This window comes from Nocardia sp. Tas62D01, assembly GCF_055232035.1.
This window is the reverse complement of the sequence record NZ_JBUYUZ010000001.1, coordinates 2,516,203-2,539,291: the sequence shown is the minus strand read 5'-3', so window position 1 is coordinate 2,539,291 and position 23,089 is coordinate 2,516,203. Positions and strand designations below refer to the sequence as shown.

1 protein-coding gene (cut by a window edge) is annotated in these 23,089 nt (G+C 67.2%); it reads left to right on the top strand.

From position 1 onward, the window contains the following. Positions 1 to 23,089, top strand: the 3' portion of a protein-coding gene (locus tag ACV7NQ_RS12450) for a non-ribosomal peptide synthase/polyketide synthase (RefSeq protein WP_463365641.1). Its footprint begins 20,555 nt before the window's first position; the window shows 23,089 of its 43,644 coding nt (coding positions 20,556-43,644); its start codon lies beyond the left edge, outside the window; the stop codon is at positions 23,087 to 23,089.

Below are 23,089 nucleotides of genomic sequence, written 5' to 3'. Positions count from 1 at the left end.
CCAGGTGAGCTTCAACTACCTGGGCCGCGTCTCCGACGGGGATGTTCCCGAGGCGCTGCGTGGCTTCGGTTGGATCCCGGCCGCGGAACTCAGCGCGCTGGGCGGCGCCTACGACGCGGATATGCCCGCGATGGCGCCGCTGGACATCAACGCCATCGTGGTCGGCGACAAGCTGACCGCGAATATCGGCTACCCGTCGACCCTGCTGGATGCCGCACAGGTGCGCGAGTTCGCCGATCTGTGGACCACCGCACTGGAAGCGGTTGCCCGGCACGCTAATTCGGCTGGCGCGGGAGGCCACACCCCGTCCGACTTCGCCCTGGTGCGCAGCACGCAGCGCGATATCGATAGCTGGGAGCAGCGTTTCCCGGCGCTGGCCGATGTCTGGCCGCTCTCGGCATTGCAGGCCGGTCTGCTGTTCCACGCCCGCCTGGCCGCCGGCTCGGTGGACGTGTACACCGGGCAGGCGGTGCTGACTCTCACCGGCCGGGTCGACACGACCCGACTGCGGTCGGCAGCACAGGCTTTGGTGGATCGCTACGAGAACCTGCGCACCGCGTTCGTCACCGATAACGACGGCAATGCGGTTCAGGTGGTGCTCGACAGCGTCCGGGTGGCGTGGGCCGAACACGATCGCATAGCGTCCGGTGAGTCCGATGACCTCATCGCCGCCGACCGCATGCGGCGCTTCGATCTGACCGCGCCGCCGCTGATTCGGTTCACGCTGATCCAGGTCGCGCCGGACCGTTGGCAGTTCGTGGTGGCCAACCACCACATCCTGCTCGACGGCTGGTCCATGCCGCTGCTCATGCGGGATCTGCTGGTGCTCTACGCGGCGCACGCCGATGTCAGCATGCTGCCCGCGGTGCGCTCCTACCGGAACTTCCTGGAATGGACCGCGCAGCAGGATCTTTCGGCCTCGGTGGAGGTGTGGCGCGACGCGCTGAGCGGCGTCACCGAGCCGACGCTGCTGGCTCGGCCCGACGCGGGCCGCGAAATCACCGCGCTGTCCGGCGAATACTTCTTCGACCTCGACGAATCGGCGACCACGCGGCTCAGCGCCCTGGCCAGCTCGCTCGGCGTCACGCCGAACACCGTCCTGCAGACCGCGTGGGGCATCCTCGTCGGCCGCATGACCGGCCGCGACGACGTCCTGTTCGGCACCACCGTGTCCGGCCGCCCCGCGCAGCTGACCGGTGTCGAATCCATGGTCGGCCTGTTCATCAACACCGTCCCGGTGCGGGTGCGCTTCGATCCGTCCGAGTCTGTCCGGCAGCTGCTGACCAGGACCCAGGGCGAGCAGGCGGATCTGCTGGATCATCACTACGTCGGTCTGGCCGAAATCCAGTCCGCCGCGGGCATCGGCGGGCTGTTCGACTCGCTGGTGGTGTTCGAGTCCTACCCGGTGGATGCCGAGGGCATCCAGGCGCAGGCCGCGGATATCGACGGCATGGCGGTCGTCGGCCTCGACGCGGCCGACGCCACGCACTACCCGTTGACCCTGATCGCGCAGCTGGACACCCGGCTGCGGATCCGCGCGGGCTACCTGCGCGACCTGTTCGACGAACAGACCGTCCGCCGGATCGCCGACCGTCTGGTCCGGGTGCTCACCACCATGACCACCGAACCCGGTGTGGCCGTTGGTGATATCGAACTGCTGGACACCGCCGAGCGTGACCTGGTCGTGGCCGGTTGGAACGACACCGCGCACGAGGTGGATGCGCAGGTGACGCTCGTCTCTATGTTCGAGGCGCAGCTGGCGAAGTCGCCCGACGCCACCGCGCTGACGTTCGATGGGACGAGTCTGTCCTACGACGAGTTCGCGGGCCGGGTGTATCGTCTGGCGCGCTGGCTGATCGAACGCGGCGTCGGCGCGGAATCGTATGTGGCCCTTGGCATGCGCCGGTCCATCGATCTCGTCGTCGGTATGTACGCGGTCACCGTGGCCGGTGGCGCGTACGTGCCGCTCGACCCGGATCATCCGGCCGAGCGCACGGAATACATTCTTGACACGGCGGATCCGGTGTGCGTGCTGACCTCCGGCGACGATCTCGAGATCGACACCGCGCAGGTGCGCATCGATTTGCTCGACCTGGACGGCGTGTCCGACGAGCCGGTGACCGACGCGCAGCGACGGACCCCGCTGCGGCCGTCGAACACCGCGTACGTGATCTTCACCTCCGGTTCGACCGGTCGCCCGAAGGGTGTCGCGGTCAGCCACGGCGCGATCGTGAACCGCCTGGTGTGGATGCAGGCTGCCTACGGGCTGACCGACACCGACGCGGTGCTGCAGAAGACGCCCGCCACCTTCGACGTGTCGGTGTGGGAGTTCTTCTGGCCGTTGCAGATCGGCGCGCGCCTGGTGGTGGCGAAGCCGGACGGGCACCGGGATCCGGCCTACCTGGCCGAGATCATCTCGACTGAACGCGTCACCGTCACCCACTTCGTGCCGTCCATGCTCGCGGTGTTCGTGGCCGAGGCAGCCGCGGCGCGGTGCGCGTCGCTGCGACTGGTGTTCGCCTCCGGTGAGGCCTTGCCGCCCAAACCCGCGCACCGGTTGCGCGAGCTGACCGGCGCGGCGCTGCACAACCTGTACGGCCCGACCGAGGCCGCGGTCGACGTCACCTTCCACGAGGTGACCGGCGCCGATGTGGACACCGTGCCGATCGGTGCGCCGGTGTTCAACACCCAGGTGTACGTGCTGGATTCGCGGTTGCGGCCGGTTCCGGTCGGTGTCGCGGGTGAGCTGTACCTGGCCGGCGCCCAGCTGGCGACCGGCTATGTCGCACGCGCGGATCTGACGAGCGATCGCTTCGTGGCGAATCCGTTCGGCCCCGCCGGTGCGCGCATGTACCGCACCGGCGACCTGGTGGCCTGGACGGTTGGTCGCTCCGCAGGCTCCCCTCCCGCAGGCGGACTGGAGTACGGTGAACTCGAATATCTAGGCCGCACCGACTTCCAGGTGAAGCTGCGTGGTCTGCGTATCGAGCTCGGTGAGATCGAATCGGCACTGACGGCACTGGCGGAAGTCGCGCAGTCCGTCGTGGTGGTGCGCAGTGATCTGCACACCGGCGACCAGCTGGTGGCGTATGTCATTGCGGCGCCCAAGGTTCAGATGGACATCGAGACCATCCGCGAGGACCTGGGCAGGCAGCTGCCCTCCTACATGGTGCCGTCGCTGGTGATCGTGCTCGACGAGTTCCCGCTCAATGCCTCCGGCAAGCTGGACCGTAAGGCGTTGCCCGCGCCGGTGTTCGAGGCCGCGGTGTTCCGCGCGCCGACCACACCGGTCGAGGAGATCATCGCGGCCACCTACGCCGATGTGCTCGGGCTGGAACGCGTCGGCCTGGACGACGACTTCTTCGCGCTCGGCGGTAACTCGCTGAGCGCCACCCAGGTGGCCGCCCGGCTGTCGGCCGCCCTCGACACCGATCTCGGTGTCCGTGAGCTCTTCGAGGCGTCCACCGTCGGTGCGCTCGCGGCCCGCGCGGAGACCCGCGCAGGCGCCGGTGCGCGGGCTGCGCTGGTCCCGCAGCAGCGTCCCGATCGGGTGCCGCTGTCGTTGGCTCAGCAGCGGATGTGGTTCCTGAACCGCTTCGATCCGGAGTCCGCCGTCGACAACATCCCGGCCGCCGTGCGGCTGTCGGGCCTGCTGGACCGGCAGGCGCTGCAGATCGCGGTCGCCGACGTGCTCGCGCGGCACGAATCGCTGCGCACCTTCTATCCGGAGGTCGACGGCACCGCGTATCAGCAGACCGTCCCGACCGGCAAGGTGATCCCCGACCTTTCCCCGATCGATGTCACCGAAGCCGAACTGCCGCTGCGGCTTTCGGAAGTCGTGCGGACCGCCTTCGATGTCACCGCCGAGGTGCCGTTCCGGGCCCGGCTGTTCGAGATCAGCCCGACCGAACACGTGCTCGCCCTTGTGGTGCACCACATTTCGGCCGACGGATTCTCGATGGGTCCGCTGACCAGGGACGTGATGACCGCCTACGCCGCGCGCGTCGACGGCGGCGAGCCCGCCTGGCGGCCGCTGGAGGTGCAGTACGCCGACTTCGCGCTGTGGCAGCGCGCGGTGCTCGGTTCCGAGGACGACGCGGATTCGGTGATCGCGCAACAGGTCGCGTACTGGTCGAACACCCTGCGCGGCCTGCCCGACCAGCTCGACCTGCCCGCCGACCGGCCGCGTCCGGCGGTGGCGTCGGGCCACGGTGCGACGCATGCCTTCGAGATCGAGGCCGAAACCCACGGCAGGCTCACCGAACTCGCCCGCACCAGGGGCGCGACGCTGTTCATGGTCGCGCATACCGCGCTCGCGGTGCTGCTGGCGCGGCTGTCCGGTGCGGACGACATCGCGATCGGCACCCCGATCGCGGGCCGCGGCGAGCGCGCGCTCGACGACCTGATCGGCATGTTCGTCAACACCCTGGTGCTGCGGACCCCGATCGACCGCGACGCGACCTTCACCGACCTGCTTCGGTCGGTGCGTGCCACCGATATCGCCGCGTTCGGGCATGCGGACCTGCCGTTCGAGCGGCTGGTCGAAATCCTGAATCCGGCGCGTTCGCAGGCGCGTCACCCGCTGTTCCAGATGATGCTCGCCTTCCAGAACCTCGGCCGCAACAGCCTCGAGCTGCCCGGATTGACCGTCGGCGGTGTCGATCTGCCTATCGACGTTGCCAAGTTCGATCTGCAGCTGGTGCTTTCGGAGAATAACGAGGCGCCGGGCAGCACGTCGAACGGCGCCGGTGCGGCCGTCCCGCCATTCGGGATCAGCGCGGAACTGATCTACGCCACCGACCTTTTCGACCGCAAGACGATCGCCGAGTTCGGCCGCCGCTTCAACCGGCTGCTGAAGGCCGTTGCGGCCGAACCGGATCGGGCCATCGGCGATATCTCGCTGCTCGACGAGCGGGAAACCGATCAGGTGCTGCGCGGCTGGAACGACACCGCGCACGAGGTCGAGCCCGCGACGCTGGTCTCGATGTTCGAGGCACAGGCCGCACGCACACCGAAGGCGCTCGCGCTGACCTTCGAGGGGACGAGCCTGTCCTACGGCGAGTTCGCCGGACGGGTGAATCGGTTGGCGCGGCACCTGATTTCGCTGGGTGTCGGTCCCGAGTCCCTGGTCGCGCTCGGCATGCGGCGGTCCATCGATCTGGTGGTCGGCATGTACGCGGTGCTCGAGGCGGGCGGCGCGTACGTTCCGCTCGACCCCGATCAGCCCGCCGAACGCATCGGCTACGTGCTCGATACGGCCGATCCGGTGTGCGTGCTGACCACCTCGGGCGACGAGTTCGAGCTCGAGGGGCAGACCGCTGTCATCGAGATCGATCAGCTGGATCTGTCGGCCTACTCGGTGGAGCCGGTGGCCGGCGCGGAACGGTCGACGCCGCTGCGGCCATCGAACACCGCCTATGTGATCTTCACCTCCGGTTCGACCGGTCGCCCTAAGGGTGTCGCGGTCAGCCACGGCGCGATCATGAACCGGCTGGTGTGGATGCAGGCGGAGTACGGCCTGGATCGCGGCGATGTGGTGTTGCAGAAGACGCCGGCGACCTTCGACGTGTCGGTGTGGGAGTTCTTCTGGCCCTTGCAGGTTGGCGCGCGCCTTGTCGTCGCCAAGCCCGACGGTCACCGTGATCCGGTGTATCTGGCCCGGGTGATCGCCGAGGAGCAGGTCACCACGGTGCACTTCGTGCCGTCCATGCTGTCGGTGTTCGTGGAGGACGAAGATCGGGCCGTCGAATGCGTAGATCTGCGCAATGTTTTCGCCTCCGGTGAGGCGCTGCCCGCGGTCACCGCGCAGCGGTTGCGCGACCTGACCGGCGTCTGGCTGCACAACCTGTACGGCCCGACGGAGGCCGCCGTCGACGTGACTTATCACGAGGTCGTCGATGCCGACACGGTATCGGTGCCTATCGGCGCTCCGGTGTTCAACACCCAGGTGTACGTGCTGGATTCGCGGCTACAGCCGGTTCCGGTGGGTGTCGCGGGTGAGCTGTACCTCGCCGGCGATCAGCTGGCGCGCGGCTATGTGGCGCGTCCGGATCTGACCGCGGATCGCTTCGTGGCCAACCCCTTCGGCGCCGATGGCGCGCGGATGTACCGGACCGGTGACCTGGTCGCCTGGACCCGGGCCGGTGAGCTGGAGTACCTGGGCCGCACCGACTTCCAGGTGAAGCTGCGCGGTCTGCGCATCGAGCTCGGCGAGATCGAATCCGCGCTCACCGCACACGAATCGGTGTCCCAGGCCGTCGTGGTGGTCAACTCCGACGAGCGCCTCGGCGACCGGTTGGTCGGCTACGTGGTGCCCGCCGGAGCCGAACCGGTGGATACAGCCGCGGTCCGAGTACACCTGGCCGCGACGCTTCCGTCGTACATGGTGCCGGCGGCGATCGTGGTGCTGGATGCCATGCCGCTCAACGCCAACGGCAAGCTGGATCGGCGCGCCCTGCCCGATCCGGTCTTCGAGGCCAAGGAGTTCCGCGCACCGTCCACGCCGGTCGAGGAACTCGTAGCCAACACCTTCGCCGACGTGCTCGGTCTCCCGGCCGACGCGGAGCGCCCGGTGGGCCTGGACGACGACTTCTTCGATCTGGGCGGCAACTCGCTGATCGCCACCCAGGTGGTCGCGCGCCTCGGCACCGCGCTGGGCACCCGGATTCCGGTGCGCGCGTTGTTCGACGCGCCGACCGTCGGCGCGCTGGCCGCACGGGTCGAGGCGCACTCGGGTACCGGCGGACACCGCGAACTGGTGGCCGGGCCGCGCCCCGCGATCATCCCGTTGTCGTTGGCGCAGCAGCGGATGTGGTTCCTCAACCGGTTCGACAATCAGACGGCGGTCAACAACATTCCGCTCGCCGTCCGGCTGACCGGTGTCCTCGATACCGAGGCGCTGCGTCAAGCGGTCGCGGATGTGGTGGACCGGCACGAGGTGCTGCGCACCGTCTACCCGGAGACCTCCGACGGCCATGGCGTGCAGGTTGTACTGCCCGCCGGGCATGAGCTGCCCGACCTGTTCCCGATCGAGGTGTCCGAGGCCGAGATCGCCGAACGCGTGAGCGAGCTGGTCCTGACTGGATTCGATGTCACGGCCGAAGCTCCGATGCGCGCCAAGCTGTTCCGGATCGCCGGTTCGATGGATGGCTCGCAGCCTGCGACGCATGTGCTGGTGTTCGTGATGCATCACATCTCGGGTGACGGCTGGTCGGTGCGGCCGCTGGCCCGCGACGTGATGGTCGCCTACTCGGCGCGTTCGCGCGGTGAGGCGCCCGCGTGGGCGCCGCTGCCGGTGCAGTACGCCGATTTCGCGCTGTGGCAGCGCGAAACGCTCGGCTCCGAAGACGATGCGGCGTCGTTGATCTCGCAGCAGGTCGAGTTCTGGTCCAAGAGTCTGGCCGGGCTGCCCGATCAGCTGGATCTGCCGTCGGACCGTTCCCGTCCGCCCGTCGCGTCGAATCGCGGTGGCGTGTACGAGTTCACGCTCGACGCGCAGTTGCTGCGCGAGCTCAACAAGCTTGCCCGGGCACAGGGTGCGAGCTTGTTCATGGTGGTGCACGCGGCCTTCGCGGCCTTGCTCGCACGCCTGTCCGGCAGTGACGACATCGCCGTCGGCACCGCGGTCGCGGGCCGTGGCGAGGCCGTGCTCGACGACGCGATTGGTATGTTCGTCAATACGTTGGTGCTGCGCACGCCGGTCGACGGCGCCGAATCGTTCGCCGATCTGATGGCGCGCACCAGGGAAACCGATCTGGCCGCCTTCAGCCATGCGGACCTGCCGTTCGAGCGGCTGGTCGACATCCTCAACCCGGCGCGTTCGCAGGCGCGGCATCCGCTGTTCCAGGTGATGCTGTCGTTCCAGAACACCGGGCAGGCGTCTTTCGAACTACCCGGTCTCGAGGTCGCGAGCGTCCCGCTCGATGTGGTGACCGCCAAGTTCGATCTGCATCTGAACCTGACCGACCGCTTCGGCTCGGACGGCTCCGCCGACGGCATGACCGCCGAGTTCGCCTATGCGACGGACATGTTCGATGCGCGCACCATCGCAAGCGTGGCGCGGCGGCTGGTTCGCCTGCTGAACGCGGTGGTCGCGGATTCGGCTGTCGCGGTAGGTGACATCGACCTCCTGGACGCGCCCGAGCGCACCCGGGTGATCGAGCGCTGGAACGACACGGAATACGACGTCGTCGCGGCCTTGGGCGATCGCGCCACGGGCTCCGCTGCGGGGACACTGGTGTCGATGTTCCAGGCGCAGGCCGCCCGGACCCCGAAGGCGACCGCGCTGACGTTCGAGGGGACGAGTCTGTCCTATGCCGAATTCACCGCTCGGGTGAATCGACTCGCGCGACACCTGATCTCGCTGGGCGTCGGACCGGACACGATGGTCGCGCTCGGTATGCGCCGGTCCATCGAGCTGGTGGTCGGCATGTACGCGGTGAGCGTCGCGGGTGGCGCCTATGTGCCGCTGGATCCGGACCATCCGGCCGATCGCACCAATTACGTGCTCGAGACCGCCGATCCGGTCTGCGTGCTGACGACGGCGGGTGACGGCTTCGACGCCGGGATCACGATGGCGATCGAGATCGATGGACTCGATCTGTCGGCCTACTCGGACGCCGCGGTGACCGATGCGCAACGGCGAGCACCGTTGCGCCCATTCAACATCGCGTACGTGATCTTCACCTCCGGTTCGACCGGTCGCCCGAAGGGCGTCGCCGTATCGCACGGCGCGATCGTCAACCGGTTGGTGTGGATGCAGGCCGAGTACGGCCTGGATCGCGGCGACGTGGTGCTGCAGAAGACGCCCGCGACCTTCGACGTGTCGGTATGGGAATTCTTCTGGCCGTTGCAGGTCGGTGCGCGCCTGGTCGTCGCCAAGCCCGACGGTCACCGTGATCCGGTGTATCTGGCCCGGGTGATCGCCGAGGAGCAGGTCACCACGGTGCACTTCGTGCCGTCGATGCTGTCGATATTCGTGGAAGACGACCGGGTGGTCGAATGCGTGGATCTGCGCAACGTCTTCGCCTCCGGTGAGGCGCTGCCCGCGGTCACCGCGCAGCGGTTGCGTGAGCTGACCGGTGTCTGGCTGCACAACCTGTACGGCCCGACCGAGGCCGCCGTCGACGTGACCTTCCACGAGGTCATCGATGCCGACACCGTGTCGGTGCCGATCGGCGCTCCGGTGTTCAACACTCAGGTGTACGTGCTGGATTCGCGTCTGCACCCGGTTCCGGTGGGTGTCGCGGGTGAGCTGTATCTCGCGGGCGAGCAGTTGGCCCGGGGTTATGTGGCGCGTCCCGGCCTGACCGCGGACCGGTTTGTGGCCAACCCGTTCGACGCTGACGGCGCCCGCATGTACCGCACCGGTGACCTGGTCACCTGGACCGCGAACGGTGAGCTGGAGTACCTGGGCCGCACCGACTTCCAGGTGAAGCTGCGTGGTCTGCGCATCGAGCTCGGTGAGATCGAGTCCGCCCTCACGGCGCTGGATTCGATCGCCCAGTCGGTCGTGGTCGTTCGCTCCGACGATCGTCTCGGCGACCAGTTGGTGGCGTATGTGATTGCGGCCGCAGGGCGTTCGGTGGATATCGACGGGGTGCGCGCGGAGCTCGGCGCCGAGCTGCCCGCGTACACGGTGCCCTCGGCGTTGGTGGTGCTCGAGGAGTTCCCGCTCAACGCCTCCGGCAAGCTGGACCGTAAGGCATTGCCCGCGCCGGTCTTCGAGGCCAAGGTGTTCCGCGCGCCGTCCACCCCGATCGAGGAGATCGTGGCAGGCGTGTTCATCGACGTCCTCGGCGTAGCCCGGGTCGGACTGGACGACGACTTCTTCGAGCTCGGCGGCAACTCCCTGCTGGCGACCCAGGTAACCGCACGCATCGGCGCCGCGCTGGACACGCAGCTGGCGGTCCGCGACCTGTTCGAGGCGTCGACCGTCGGTGCGCTGGCCACCAAGGCCGAGCAAAATGCCGGATCCGGCCGGATCCGGGCGCGACTGGTGGCAAGCGAGCGGCCAACGGTGGTTCCGCTCTCGCCTGCGCAGCAGCGGTACTGGTTCCTCAACCAGTTCGACACGGACACCTCGGCGGTGGACAACATTCCACTGGCCGTGCGGCTGTCCGGCGCGTTGGACGTGGCCGCACTGGAGCACGCGATGGGTGATGTGTTCGCGCGCCACGAGGTGCTGCGGACCACCTACCCGAGCTCGGTCGACGGCCCGCACCAGGTGATCCTGCCCGCGGCGCTGACCGCGCCCACGCTGACCGTGGCCGATATCGACGCGGCCGATCTGATCGGCACGGTCATCGATTTCGCGCTCACCACCTTCGATGTCACCGTCGAGGTGCCGTTGAAGGTCGCGCTGTTCCGGATTGCCGCCGACGACCACGTGCTGGCGTTCACCGTGCACCACGTGGCGGCCGACGGCTACTCGATGGGCCCGCTGGCCCGCGACGTGATGGCCGCGTACGTGGCAAGGGCGCAGGGCGAGGTGCCGCAGTGGCTCGCGCTGCCGGTGCAGTACGCCGATTACGCGCTGTGGCAGCGTGCGGTGCTCGGTTCCGAGGAAGACCCGGAATCGCTGGCCGCCAAGCAGGCCACCTACTGGAAGACCACACTGGCCGGTCTGCCGGATCAGCTGGAGATTCCCACGGACCGGCCGCGTCCGCCCGCACAGTCGTTCCAAGGTAAGGCGATTCGCTTCGAGATCTCGGCGGACCGGCATGTGCGCCTGCGGGAACTGGCGCGGGCCAACAATGCGTCGTTGTTCATGGTTGTGCACGCGGCATTGGCGGTGCTGCTTGCCCGGTTGTCCGGGACCGATGACATTGCGGTGGGTACACCGATCGCCGGTCGTGGTGAGCGCGAACTCGATGATTTGATCGGTATGTTCGTCAATACCTTGGTGTTCCGCACCAAGGTTGATGGTGGTAAACGATTCAGTGAGCTGCTTGCGGATGTGCGGGAGCGAGATCTGGAGGCGTTCGCGCATGCGGATGTGCCGTTCGAGCGGCTGGTCGAGGTCCTCAACCCGGTGCGTTCCACGGCGCGAAACCCGCTGTTCCAGGTGGGTCTGTCGTTCCAGAACGTCGCTGAGACGACGTTCGAGCTGCCCGGGTTGACTGCCAGTGCAGTCAATTTCGATTTGCAGATGGCCAAGACCGATCTGCAGGTGACCCTGTATGACCGGTACGCCGAAGACGGCACCCCCGCGGCGATCGTCACCGAGTTCACCTACGCCATCGATTTGTTCGATGAGGCGACTGTGCAGGGGTTCGCGGATCGCTTCGTCGTAGTGCTGGATGCCATCATTGCCGACGCCGCGGTGCCGGTGGGTGAGATCGACTTGCTAGCGGTCGCGGAGCGGGAACGCATTGTCCTTGGCTGGAACGACACCGCGCACGAGGTGGCGCCGGAGTTGCTGCTGGATGGGTATCGGCGGGCCGCGGCGGCGTATCCGGATGCGGTGGCCGTGTCGTTCGAGGGTATCGAACTGACCTACCGAGAATTCGACGAGCGGGTGAACAGGCTTGCGCGGCTGTTGATTTCGCGGGGTGTTGGCGCGGAGTCGCTGGTTGGCCTTGCGGTTCGGCGTTCGCTGGACCTGGTTGTCGGAATGTATGCGATCGTGGCCGCGGGTGGCGCGTATGTGCCGTTGGATCCCGATCACCCGGCCGAGCGCATCGAGCACATCCTGGATACGGCGCGGCCTGCCTGCGTGCTGACCACGACGGCGGACCAGGTTCCGGTGTCGCGGGCCGAGGTGGTCTTCCTCGACACCGTCGATCTCGACCCGTACTCGGGCGAGCCGGTCAGCGCCGGGGAACTGCTGCGTCCGGTGTCGCAGGCGAATCCTGCCTATGTGATCTTCACGTCGGGTTCGACTGGTCGGCCGAAGGGTGTCGCGGTTTCGCACGCGGCGATCAACAACCAGATCGAGTGGATGCTCGCGGAGTATCCGCTCGGCGCCGACGATGTGTATTTGCAGAAGACAGCGACGACGTTCGATGTGTCGTTGTGGGGTTATTTCATGCCGCTGCGGGCGGGGGCGAAGCTGGTCGTGGCCACTCACGATGGTCATCGGGATCCGGTGTATGTGGCGGAGATGATCGCGACCCATCGGGTGACTGTCACCGACTTTGTGCCGTCGATGTTGGCGGTGTTCGCGGCGCAGTCGGTGTTGGGTTCGTGCTCGACGCTGCGGGATGTGTTCGTGATTGGTGAGGCGCTGCCGCCGGAGACGGTGACGGCGTGGGGGGCGGTGTCGGATGCGGCGCTGCATAACCTGTATGGGCCGACCGAGGCCGCGGTGTCGGTGACTTATTGGCCCGCGGGCGGGCGTGACGAGCGTACGGTGCCGATCGGGTTGCCGCAGTGGAATGTTCAGGTCTTCGTATTGGATTCGCGGTTGCGTCCGGTGCCAGCCGGGGTGGCGGGTGAGCTGTATCTTGCCGGTGATCAGTTGGCGCGTGGTTATGTGGCGCGGCCGGACCTCACTTCGGATCGGTTTGTTGCCAATCCGTTTGCTGAGGGTGAACGGATGTATCGCACGGGCGACCTCGTCGTGTGGCGCGAGCAGATCGGTGACCTTCCGCATCGGCTCGAGTACATCGGGCGCACCGATTTCCAGGTGAAGTTCCGTGGCCAGCGGATCGAGTTGGGCGAGATCGAAACGGCGTTGCTGGCCCAGCCGATGGTGAGCCAGGCGGTGGCGCTGGTGGCTGGATCGAGCCTGGGCGATCAATTGGTGGCTTATGTGGTGGCGCAGCCGGGGCAGACGGCCGAGCAGCGCACGCTGCTGGCCGCTATCTCGGAAGCTCTTCCGGCGTATATGGTGCCGGCGGCCATCGTGGTCTTGGCGGCATTCCCGTTGAACGCCAGCGGCAAGCTCGACCGAAGGGCATTGCCTGCGCCGGAATTCACCGGCCGGGAATTCCGTGCTCCCGCAACACCGGTCGAGGAGATCGTCGCGAGCGTATTCGCCGACGTGCTCGGAATCCAACGGGTCGGCGCGGACGATGATTTCTTCGCGCTCGGCGGCAACTCGCTGGTTGCCACTCAGGTGACCGCACGGCTGGGCGCCGCACTGGACACGCGTGTTCCGGTGCGGTTGCTGTTCGAGGCCCCGACCGTCGCGACCTTGGCCATTCGGGTCGAGCAGCAGGCGGGTACCGGTGGACGTTTGGCGCTGGTGGCGGGTCCGCGGCCGGAGCGGATTCCGTTGTCGCTGGCACAGCAGCGGATGTGGTTCCTCAACCGGTTCGACACCCAGTCGGCGGCTTACAACGTGCCGATCGCGGTGCGGTTGACCGGTTCGCTGAATGTTCCCGCGCTGCATGCGGCGATCGTGGATCTGGTGGGCAGGCACGAGATCCTGCGCACGGTGTATCCGGCGGTCGATGGCGACCCGGCGCAGGTGATTCTGCCGGCGACTCAGGCGACTCTGTCGCTGGAGATGCGATCCATCGCTCCTGCGGATATTGAATCCACTGTGGTGGAATTGATTTCGATGCCGTTCGATGTCACCAGGGATGTGCCGGTGCGGGTCGCGCTGTTCGAGATCGAGGGCGCCGGAACAACTCCCGAATACGTGATCGCGATGGTTGTGCACCACATCGCCGGTGACGCCTCGTCGGTCGGGCCGCTGGTGCGAGATTTGATGACCGCCTATGTATCGAGGTCGATGGGGGAGGCGCCGAACTGGTCGCCGCTCGAGGTGCAGTACGCCGACTTCAGCATCTGGCAGCGCGAACTGCTCGGCCGCGAGGACGATCCGACTTCGTTGATGTCCAGCCAGGTGGCCTACTGGCGGACGGCGCTTGCGGATCTGCCCGAACAGTTGGATCTGCCCACCGATCGGCCGCGACCGCCGACGCAGTCGTTCGCGGGTGGCACCGTGCAGGTCGGCATCGACGCCGATCTCCATCGCGGTTTGATGGAGTTGGCGCAATCGGAGGGCGCGACGCTGTTCATGGTCGTGCACACCGCACTCGCGGTGCTGCTCGCGCGGTTGTCGGGTACCGACGACATCGCGATCGGTACGCCGATGGCGGGGCGTGGCGAGGCCGCGCTGAACGATCTGATCGGGACGTTCATCAACACGCTGGTGTTCCGCAGTCGTGTGCAATCCGGTGAGGCGTTCACCGATCTGCTCGAGCGTCAGCGCGATCTGGACATCCAGGCGTTCGCGAGCGCGGATGTGCCGTTCGAGCGGCTGGTCGAGGTGCTCAACCCCGCGCGGTCGACCGCGCGGCATCCGCTGTTCCAGGTGGGATTGTCATTCCAGAACCTAGCCGTGACCACCCTCGAATTGCCGGGGCTTTCGGTGTCGGGTGTGGACTTCGATGCCCGGATCTCGCAGTTCGACCTGCATCTGATCCTCACCGACACCTACGACGAGTCGGGGACGCCCTCGGGCATCGCCGGTGTGTTCACCTACGCCATCGATTTGTTCGATGAGGCGACTGTGCAGGGGTTCGCGGATCGCTTCGTCGTAGTGCTGGATGCCATCATTGCCGACGCCGCGGTGCCGGTGGGTGAGATCGACTTGCTAGCGGTCGCGGAGCGGGAACGCATTGTCCTTGGCTGGAACGACACCGCGCACGAGGTGGCGCCGGAGTTGCTGCTGGATGGGTATCGGCGGGCCGCGGCGGCGTATCCGGATGCGGTGGCCGTGTCGTTCGAGGGTATCGAACTGACCTACCGAGAATTCGACGAGCGGGTGAACAGGCTTGCGCGGCTGTTGATTTCGCGGGGTGTTGGCGCGGAGTCGCTGGTTGGCCTTGCGGTTCGGCGTTCGCTGGACCTGGTTGTCGGAATGTATGCGATCGTGGCCGCGGGTGGCGCGTATGTGCCGTTGGATCCCGATCACCCGGCCGAGCGCATCGAGCACATCCTGGATACGGCGCGGCCTGCCTGCGTGCTGACCACGACGGCGGACCAGGTTCCGGTGTCGCGGGCCGAGGTGGTCTTCCTCGACACCGTCGATCTCGACCCGTACTCGGGCGAGCCGGTCAGCGCCGGGGAACTGCTGCGTCCGGTGTCGCAGGCGAATCCTGCCTATGTGATCTTCACGTCGGGTTCGACTGGTCGGCCGAAGGGTGTCGCGGTTTCGCACGCGGCGATCAACAACCAGATCGAGTGGATGCTCGCGGAGTATCCGCTCGGCGCCGACGATGTGTATTTGCAGAAGACAGCGACGACGTTCGATGTGTCGTTGTGGGGTTATTTCATGCCGCTGCGGGCGGGGGCGAAGCTGGTCGTGGCCACTCACGATGGTCATCGGGATCCGGTGTATGTGGCGGAGATGATCGCGACCCATCGGGTGACTGTCACCGACTTTGTGCCGTCGATGTTGGCGGTGTTCGCGGCGCAGTCGGTGTTGGGTTCGTGCTCGACGCTGCGGGATGTGTTCGTGATTGGTGAGGCGCTGCCGCCGGAGACGGTGACGGCGTGGGGGGCGGTGTCGGATGCGGCGCTGCATAACCTGTATGGGCCGACCGAGGCCGCGGTGTCGGTGACTTATTGGCCCGCGGGCGGGCGTGACGAGCGTACGGTGCCGATCGGGTTGCCGCAGTGGAATGTTCAGGTCTTCGTATTGGATTCGCGGTTGCGTCCGGTGCCAGCCGGGGTGGCGGGTGAGCTGTATCTTGCCGGTGATCAGTTGGCGCGTGGTTATGTGGCGCGGCCGGACCTCACTTCGGATCGGTTTGTTGCCAATCCGTTTGCTGAGGGTGAACGGATGTATCGCACGGGCGACCTCGTCGTGTGGCGCGAGCAGATCGGTGACCTTCCGCATCGGCTCGAGTACATCGGGCGCACCGATTTCCAGGTGAAGTTCCGTGGCCAGCGGATCGAGTTGGGCGAGATCGAAACGGCGTTGCTGGCCCAGCCGATGGTGAGCCAGGCGGTGGCGCTGGTGGCTGGATCGAGCCTGGGCGATCAATTGGTGGCTTATGTGGTGGCGCAGCCGGGGCAGACGGCCGAGCAGCGCACGCTGCTGGCCGCTATCTCGGAAGCTCTTCCGGCGTATATGGTGCCGGCGGCCATCGTGGTCTTGGCGGCATTCCCGTTGAACGCCAGCGGCAAGCTCGACCGAAGGGCATTGCCTGCGCCGGAATTCACCGGCCGGGAATTCCGTGCTCCCGCAACACCGGTCGAGGAGATCGTCGCGAGCGTATTCGCCGACGTGCTCGGAATCCAACGGGTCGGCGCGGACGATGATTTCTTCGCGCTCGGCGGCAACTCGCTGGTTGCCACTCAGGTGACCGCACGGCTGGGCGCCGCACTGGACACCCATCTTCCGGTCCGCGACCTGTTCGAGGCATCGACCGTGGAGTCGCTGGCCGCCAGGGTCGAACGCAACGCCGGATCAGGCAGGGCCCGGCCAGCGCTGGTCGCCGGTCCGCGGCCCGAACGCATTCCGCTCTCACCCGCGCAGCAGCGGTACTGGTTCCTCAACCAGTTCGACACGGCCGCTTCAGCGGTGGACAACGTTCCGTTCGCCGTGCGACTGTCGGGCGCGCTGGACGTGGCCGCGCTGGAGCAGGCGATCGGGGATATCCTCACCCGCCACGAGTCGCTGCGGACCACCTATCCGCAGTCCGACGATGGGCCGTACCAGGTGATCTGGCCCGCGGGGCAGGCTGTGCCCGCGCTGCGCGCCACCGATGTCGCCGAGTCGGATCTGATCCGTACCGTCATCGAGTTCGCGATGACGACCTTCGACGTGACCGTCGAAGTGCCATTGAAGGTGGGCCTGTTCCGGCTGGCTCCGGACGAGCATGTGATCGCGTTCGTCGCCCACCACGTATCCGCCGATGGCGCGTCGATGCGGCCGCTGGCCCGCGATCTGATGGTCGCCTATGTGGCCCGCTCGGCCGGTGCGGCACCGCAGTGGGCTCCGCTGCCGGTGCAGTACGCCGATTACGCGCTGTGGCAGCGCTCGGTGCTTGGCTCCGAGGACGATCCGGAATCGCTTGCGGCACAGCAGATCGCGTACTGGCAGTCGGCGCTGGCCGGGCTGCCGGATCAGCTGGAGCTGCCCTCGGACCGCCCGCGCCCGCCCGCGCAGTCATTCCGCGGCAGCGCGATTCGTTTCGAGATCCCAGCGGATACGCACGCCCGCCTGCACGAGTTGGCGCGGGCCGGTAACGCCTCGCTGTTCATGGTCGTGCACGCGGCACTGGCGGTGCTGCTGGCCCGCCTGTCGGGCACCGACGATATCGCGGTGGGTACCCCGATCGCGGGTCGCGGCGAACGCGAACTCGACGATATGATCGGCATGTTCGTCAACACGTTGGTTTTCCGTACGACTGTTGAGCCTGGCGACACCTTCGCCGATCTGCTCGCGGATGTTCGGGAGCGGGATCTGCAGGCATTTGCGAATGCCGATGTGCCGTTCGAGCGGTTGGTCGAGGTGCTCAACCCGGTGCGCTCGACCGCGCGCAATCCGCTGTTCCAGATGGGCCTTTCGTTCCAGAACCTGGCCGAGGCGAACTTCGAGCTGCCCGGGCTGTCGGTGAGTGCGGTCGACTTCGGCGCGCAGCTGGCCAAGACCGACCTGCATGTCACCGTTTTCGACCGCTACGCCGAGGACGGCACGCCGGATGTGATCCTTGCCGAATTCGGTTACGCCACTGACTTGTTCGACGAGTCTACGGTGCGCGGGTTTGTCGACCGATTCGTGCGAGTACTCGATGCGGTCATCGCCGACGGCTCGGTGGCCGTAGGTGAGATCGATCTGCTGGCGGTGCACGAGAGCGAGTGCATTCTCAGCGGGTGGAACGATACGGCGCATGAGGTCGATTCGGCCGCGACGCTGGTATCGCTGCTGGACGCGACCGTGGCGGCGACGCCGGATGCGATCGCATTGGTCGCCGATGTGCCCACCGGCGGCAAGCTGCAGCTGACCTACGCCGAACTTGATTCGCATGTGAATCGACTGGCGCGGTACCTCATCGGGCGCGGTGTCGGGCCGGAGGACCGGGTCGCGTTGGCGATCCGCCGGTCAGTCGACCTCATCGTCGCGATGTACGCGGTCGCCAAAGCCGGTGCGGCCTATGTGCCGGTCGATCCGGATCAGCCTGTGGAGCGGATCGGTTACATCCTCGAGACCGCCCGTCCGGTGTGTGTGCTGACCACCGGTCGCGAGGGATTCACCTCCGCGACGGTCGATTCCGTGGTGATCGATGAATTGGACTTGTCGCCGCACTCGGATGCCCCGGTGGTCGCGGACGAGCGGCTCGGCGCGCTGTCTGCCGCGAATACGGCGTATGTGATCTTCACGTCGGGTTCGACTGGTCAGCCGAAGGGTGTCGCGGTTTCGCATGGTGCGATCGCGAATCAGTTGCTGTGGAAGTCGAGTGAGTTCGGTCTCGGTGTCGAGGATGTCGTGTTGCTGAAGACGGCGGCGACGTTCGATCTTTCGGTGTGGGAGTTCTGGTCGGCGGCGGTGTGTGGTGGTGGGTTGGTGATCGCGGCTGCCGATGGGCATCGCGATCCGGTGTATCTGAACGAGTTGATGCGTGACACGGCCGTCACCACGTTGCATGTGGTGCCGTCGATGTTGGATGCGTTGCTGACCGAGTCGGGCGGGCGCCTTGCGGAGTCGTTGCGTCGGGTGCTGGCTATTGGTGAGGCGTTGCCGGCGGCGACTGCGCAGCGGTTCCGGCGTGATAACGCTGCTGAATTGTTCAATTTGTATGGTCCGACCGAGGCGGCGGTGTCGATTACCAGTCACCGGGTCGGTGCCGCGGATTCGGTGTTGGTGCCGATCGGTGTGCCGGAGTGGAACAGTCGGGTGTTCGTGTTGGATGCGCGGTTGCGACCGGTTCCGGCGGGTGTGGCTGGTGAGTTGTATTTGGCGGGGGCGCAGTTGGCGCGTGGTTATTTCGGTAGGCCGGATCTGACGGCGGAGCGGTTTGTGGCGAATCCGTTCGAGCCTGCTGCTCGGATGTATCGCACGGGTGATGTGGTGGTGTGGAATGCTGCTGGTGAGTTGGAGTATCGGGGTCGTACCGATTTCCAGGTGAAGATCCGTGGGTTCCGTATCGAGTTGGGTGAGATCGAGGCCGCACTGCTGCGGCAGACCGCGATCATCTCGGCGGCGGTGCTCGCGCGCACCGATCCCGGCCTCGGCGATCGTCTCGTCGCCTACATCGTTGCGGCCACCGCAGGCGAGTTCGACGAGCAGGCACTGCAGTCGGCGCTCAGCGCGGAACTGCCGTCTTACATGGTGCCGAGCGCGTTCGTGGTGCTCGACGCCCTGCCGCTGAACGCCAACGGCAAGCTGGATCGAAAGGCGCTGCCGGAACCGGCCTTCGAACAGGCCGTCTTCCGCGCGCCGGTGACCAAGGTCGAGCGAACGGTGGCGAGCGTGTTCGCCGACGTGCTCGGTGTCGAGCAGATCGGCGCCGACGACGACTTCTTCGCACTCGGCGGCAACAGCATCCTGTCGATCCAGCTGGTGTCGCGGGCCAAGGCAGGTGGCGTGCTGTTCTCCGTGCGTGATGTTTTCGACCAGCGCAGCGTCGCCGGGCTCGCGGCGATCGCCACCTCGATCGCCGATGCCGAGCAGTCCCGACTGCAGGAGTTGGCCGGCGGCGGTGTCGGCGAGATCCCGCTGCCGCCGAGCATCGCGGCGGTGTTGTCGGATGAGGTTGCCTACCAGCGATTCTCGCAGGCGACGACACTGCGACTGCCAGGCGCACTCGATCGGGCATCCCTGATCGTGGCGATCGCGGCGGTCGTCGACCAGCACGATGCCCTGCGCACGCGCCTGCGTCGAGTGGACGAGGACTGGGTCTTCGAAGCGCTCGACAGCGGTCCCGATATCGACGGACTCGTGCACGAGGTACTGGTCGACGACGCGGAACTGGCGCGGACCGTAGATGCCGAACGCAGCGCCGCTGCCGATCGACTCGATCCGGCGAACGGTGTCATGGCGCAGTTCGTGCGGCTGATCTTCACAGACGAAAACCGTGGCGACGAACTGCTGATCGTCGCCCACCGCTTCGCGGCGGACGGTCCATCGTTGCGGATCCTGGTCGCTGATCTGGCGCAAGCGGCCGCACAGCTCACCGCCGGGCTGCCGGTCGCATTGCCCGCTGCCGGCACCTCGCTGCGCCGCTGGGCGCATGGGCTGGCCGACGAGGCCGCCGCTCGTGCTGCCGAACTGCCATTCTGGCAAGAGGTTTCGGCGACGGCGGATCCGGTACTCGGGGCGCGTCCGTTCGACCCGGCGATCGACACCGTTGCCACGGTGGCACGAGTGCAGGTCGAATTGCCTGCCGCTGTCACGGATTCGGTGTTGACCATGATTCCGGAGCTGTACCACGGCGGCGTGTCCGACGGGCTGCTGTCGGCACTGGCCATGGCGCTGGTGCGCTGGCGCGGGCAGGACGGCGCAGTGCTGATCCGGCTCGAGGGTGACGCCCGCGCCGCGATGCGTGGCGCGGAGCTGTCGCGCACAATCGGTTCGTTCACCACCGCCTACTCGGCCCGGCTGGATCTGGGTGAGGCCGATCTGGATAACGCGTTCGCCGGTGGAAGTGCGGTGAGCGGCATCGTCAAGACCGTCAAGGAACAACTGCTCGCCGTCCCAGACCAGGGTGTCGGCCACGGTCTGCTCGGTCTGCTCGACGTCGGTCAGGTCGGTTTCCGCTTCCGTGGCCTGCCGCCGATCGCGATCGCCACCGAACGGGATGCCGAGGCGCCCGCCAACGGTGTGGTCGATATCGAGGCGAACGTCGTCGACGGTGTAGACGGCCCGAAGCTGGCTGCCACGTTCGCCTTCCCGACCAGACTGCTGAGCGCGGAGCAGGTGCAGGAGCTGGCGGATCTCTGGGTCGCCGCGCTCACCGCGCTGGCCGAGCACGCGCAGCGGCCGGATGCCGGTGGCCTCACGCCGTCGGATTTGCCACTGGTGCAGGTCGGTCAGAGCGATATCGAGCGATGGGAGCAGGCATACCCGGGGCTCGAGGAAGTGTGGCCGGTCTCGCCGCTGCAATCGGGTCTGCTCTTCCACGCGCTGATGACCGCGGCCACCGTGGACGTCTACACCATGCAGGCCGTGGTGCACCTGAGCGGAACCGTGCAGATCGACCGCCTGCGCGCGGCCGCAGAGGCCATCCTGGATAGGTACCCCAACCTGCGCACCGCTTTTGCCACCGACTCCGACGGCCAGGCCGTGCAGGTGGTGCTGGATCGACTCGAAGTGCCGTGGCGCGAGGTCGATCTCACCGATCTGCCGGAAGGCGAACGGGCGGGGGAACTTCGGCGGCAGTTGGTTGCCGATCGGGCGACCCGGTTCGACATGAGTGTCGCGCCGCTGGTGCGTTACACGCTGTTGCGCACCGGCGCCGAGCAGTGGCACCTGGCCATCGCCACCCACCACGTCCTGCTGGACGGCTGGTCGATGCCGCTGCTGATGCGGGATCTGCTGGTGCTGTATGCGGTCCACGGCGATCAAGCCGCGCTGCCGCAGGTGGCGTCCTACCGCAGCTTCCTCGACTGGCTCGCCGGGCGTGATGTCGAGACGTCGCTGCGCACCTGGGCGCAGGCGCTCGACGGCGTCACCGAGCCCACCGAGCTGGCGCCACCGTCCCGTTCGGCCGAAACCTACGAGACCCGCAAGCACGTCACCGAGATCGACGCCGACCGGACCAAGCAGCTGTCCAAGCACTGTGCCGAACTCGGCATCACGGTGAACACTGTGGTGCAGGCGGCCTGGGGCATCCTGCTCGGCCGGCTTACCGGCCGCGACGATGTGGTCTTCGGCGCCACGGTGTCCGGCAGGCCGGCCGAACTGCCCGACGTGGAATCGATGGTCGGTCTGTTCATCAATACGCTGCCCGTGCGGGTGCGCATCGATGATCACGCGACCGTCGACGATCAGCTGAAGCGGTTGCAGCGTGAACAGACCGAACTGCTCGACCACCACTACGTCGGGCTGACCGACATCCAGCGGGTGGCCGGCGCCGGCTCGCAGTTCGACACCCTGGTGGTGTTCGAATCCTATCCGATCGACCGTGAGGCGATCGCCGCGGCGAGTTCGATCGACGGCATGTCGGTCACCGATGTCAGTGTCGAGAGCGCGGCGCACTACCCGCTGACCCTGCAGGTGACCGCCGAGGCGACGCTCGAGTTCACACTGGAGTACCTGGTCAGCAGGTTCACCGCCGATGAGGTGGAAACCCTGTCCGCGCGGCTGATTCGGGTGCTCGCGGCGCTGCTCGGCGATCCCACCGGGCTCGTCGGCGCCATCGACATCCTCGACAGCGGCGAACGCACCCGCCTGCTCGCCGAATCCGGCAGCACGGCAGCCGCGTCGCCGGACGTCGGGCGGGTCGGTGCTCGGACGGTGGCCAGGGTGCTCGCCGAAGTCGTCGAGGCGGACCCCGAGGCGCCCGCGCTCCTGGTCGACGGCGACGAAATCGCCTACCACGTCCTGGATCGCCGATCCTCGCAGCTGGCCAGGGTGCTCATCGCGCGCGGTGCGGGCCCCGGTGACATCGTCGCGGTGGCGCTGCCGCGCTCGGTGGACGCGGTGGTCGCGGTGTGGGCCGCGCAGAAGGCGGGCGCCGCCTGCCTGTTCGCACAGTCGGTCACCGAGATCGAGGACGCGGGAGCCGGTTTCGCCATCACCCTCGATCCGGTGGATTCGGGTGCGGTGTGGTGGCTGGTGCCATCGGATCCGCAGGTGCAGGCCGAATTGGCCGCCGCACCAGCGCATCCCGTCTCCTACTCGGATCGGGTCCGCCCGCTCGCCGAGGAGCATCCCGCCTTCGTGCTGGTCACCGACGGCACACCGGTCGTGCTCAGCCAGGCCGAGGCACTCGGCAGGGCCGGCCAGGTCCGCGACGAGTACGGCATCGACTACGAGTCGACCACGTTCACCACTGCGGCCTCCGGCCCGGCGGCCTTCGTGGAGTTCCTGGTCGCGGCAACGGCAGGCGCCCTCTCGGTCCTCCCGACCGGCGGCGATATCGCCGATGACCTAGCCGATGGCGAGGTCACCCACTGGTTCGTCAGCCGGGGCGAGCCGACCGACGCGGCCGACCCGGAGATTCGAATCGTGGTCGCAGAGTAG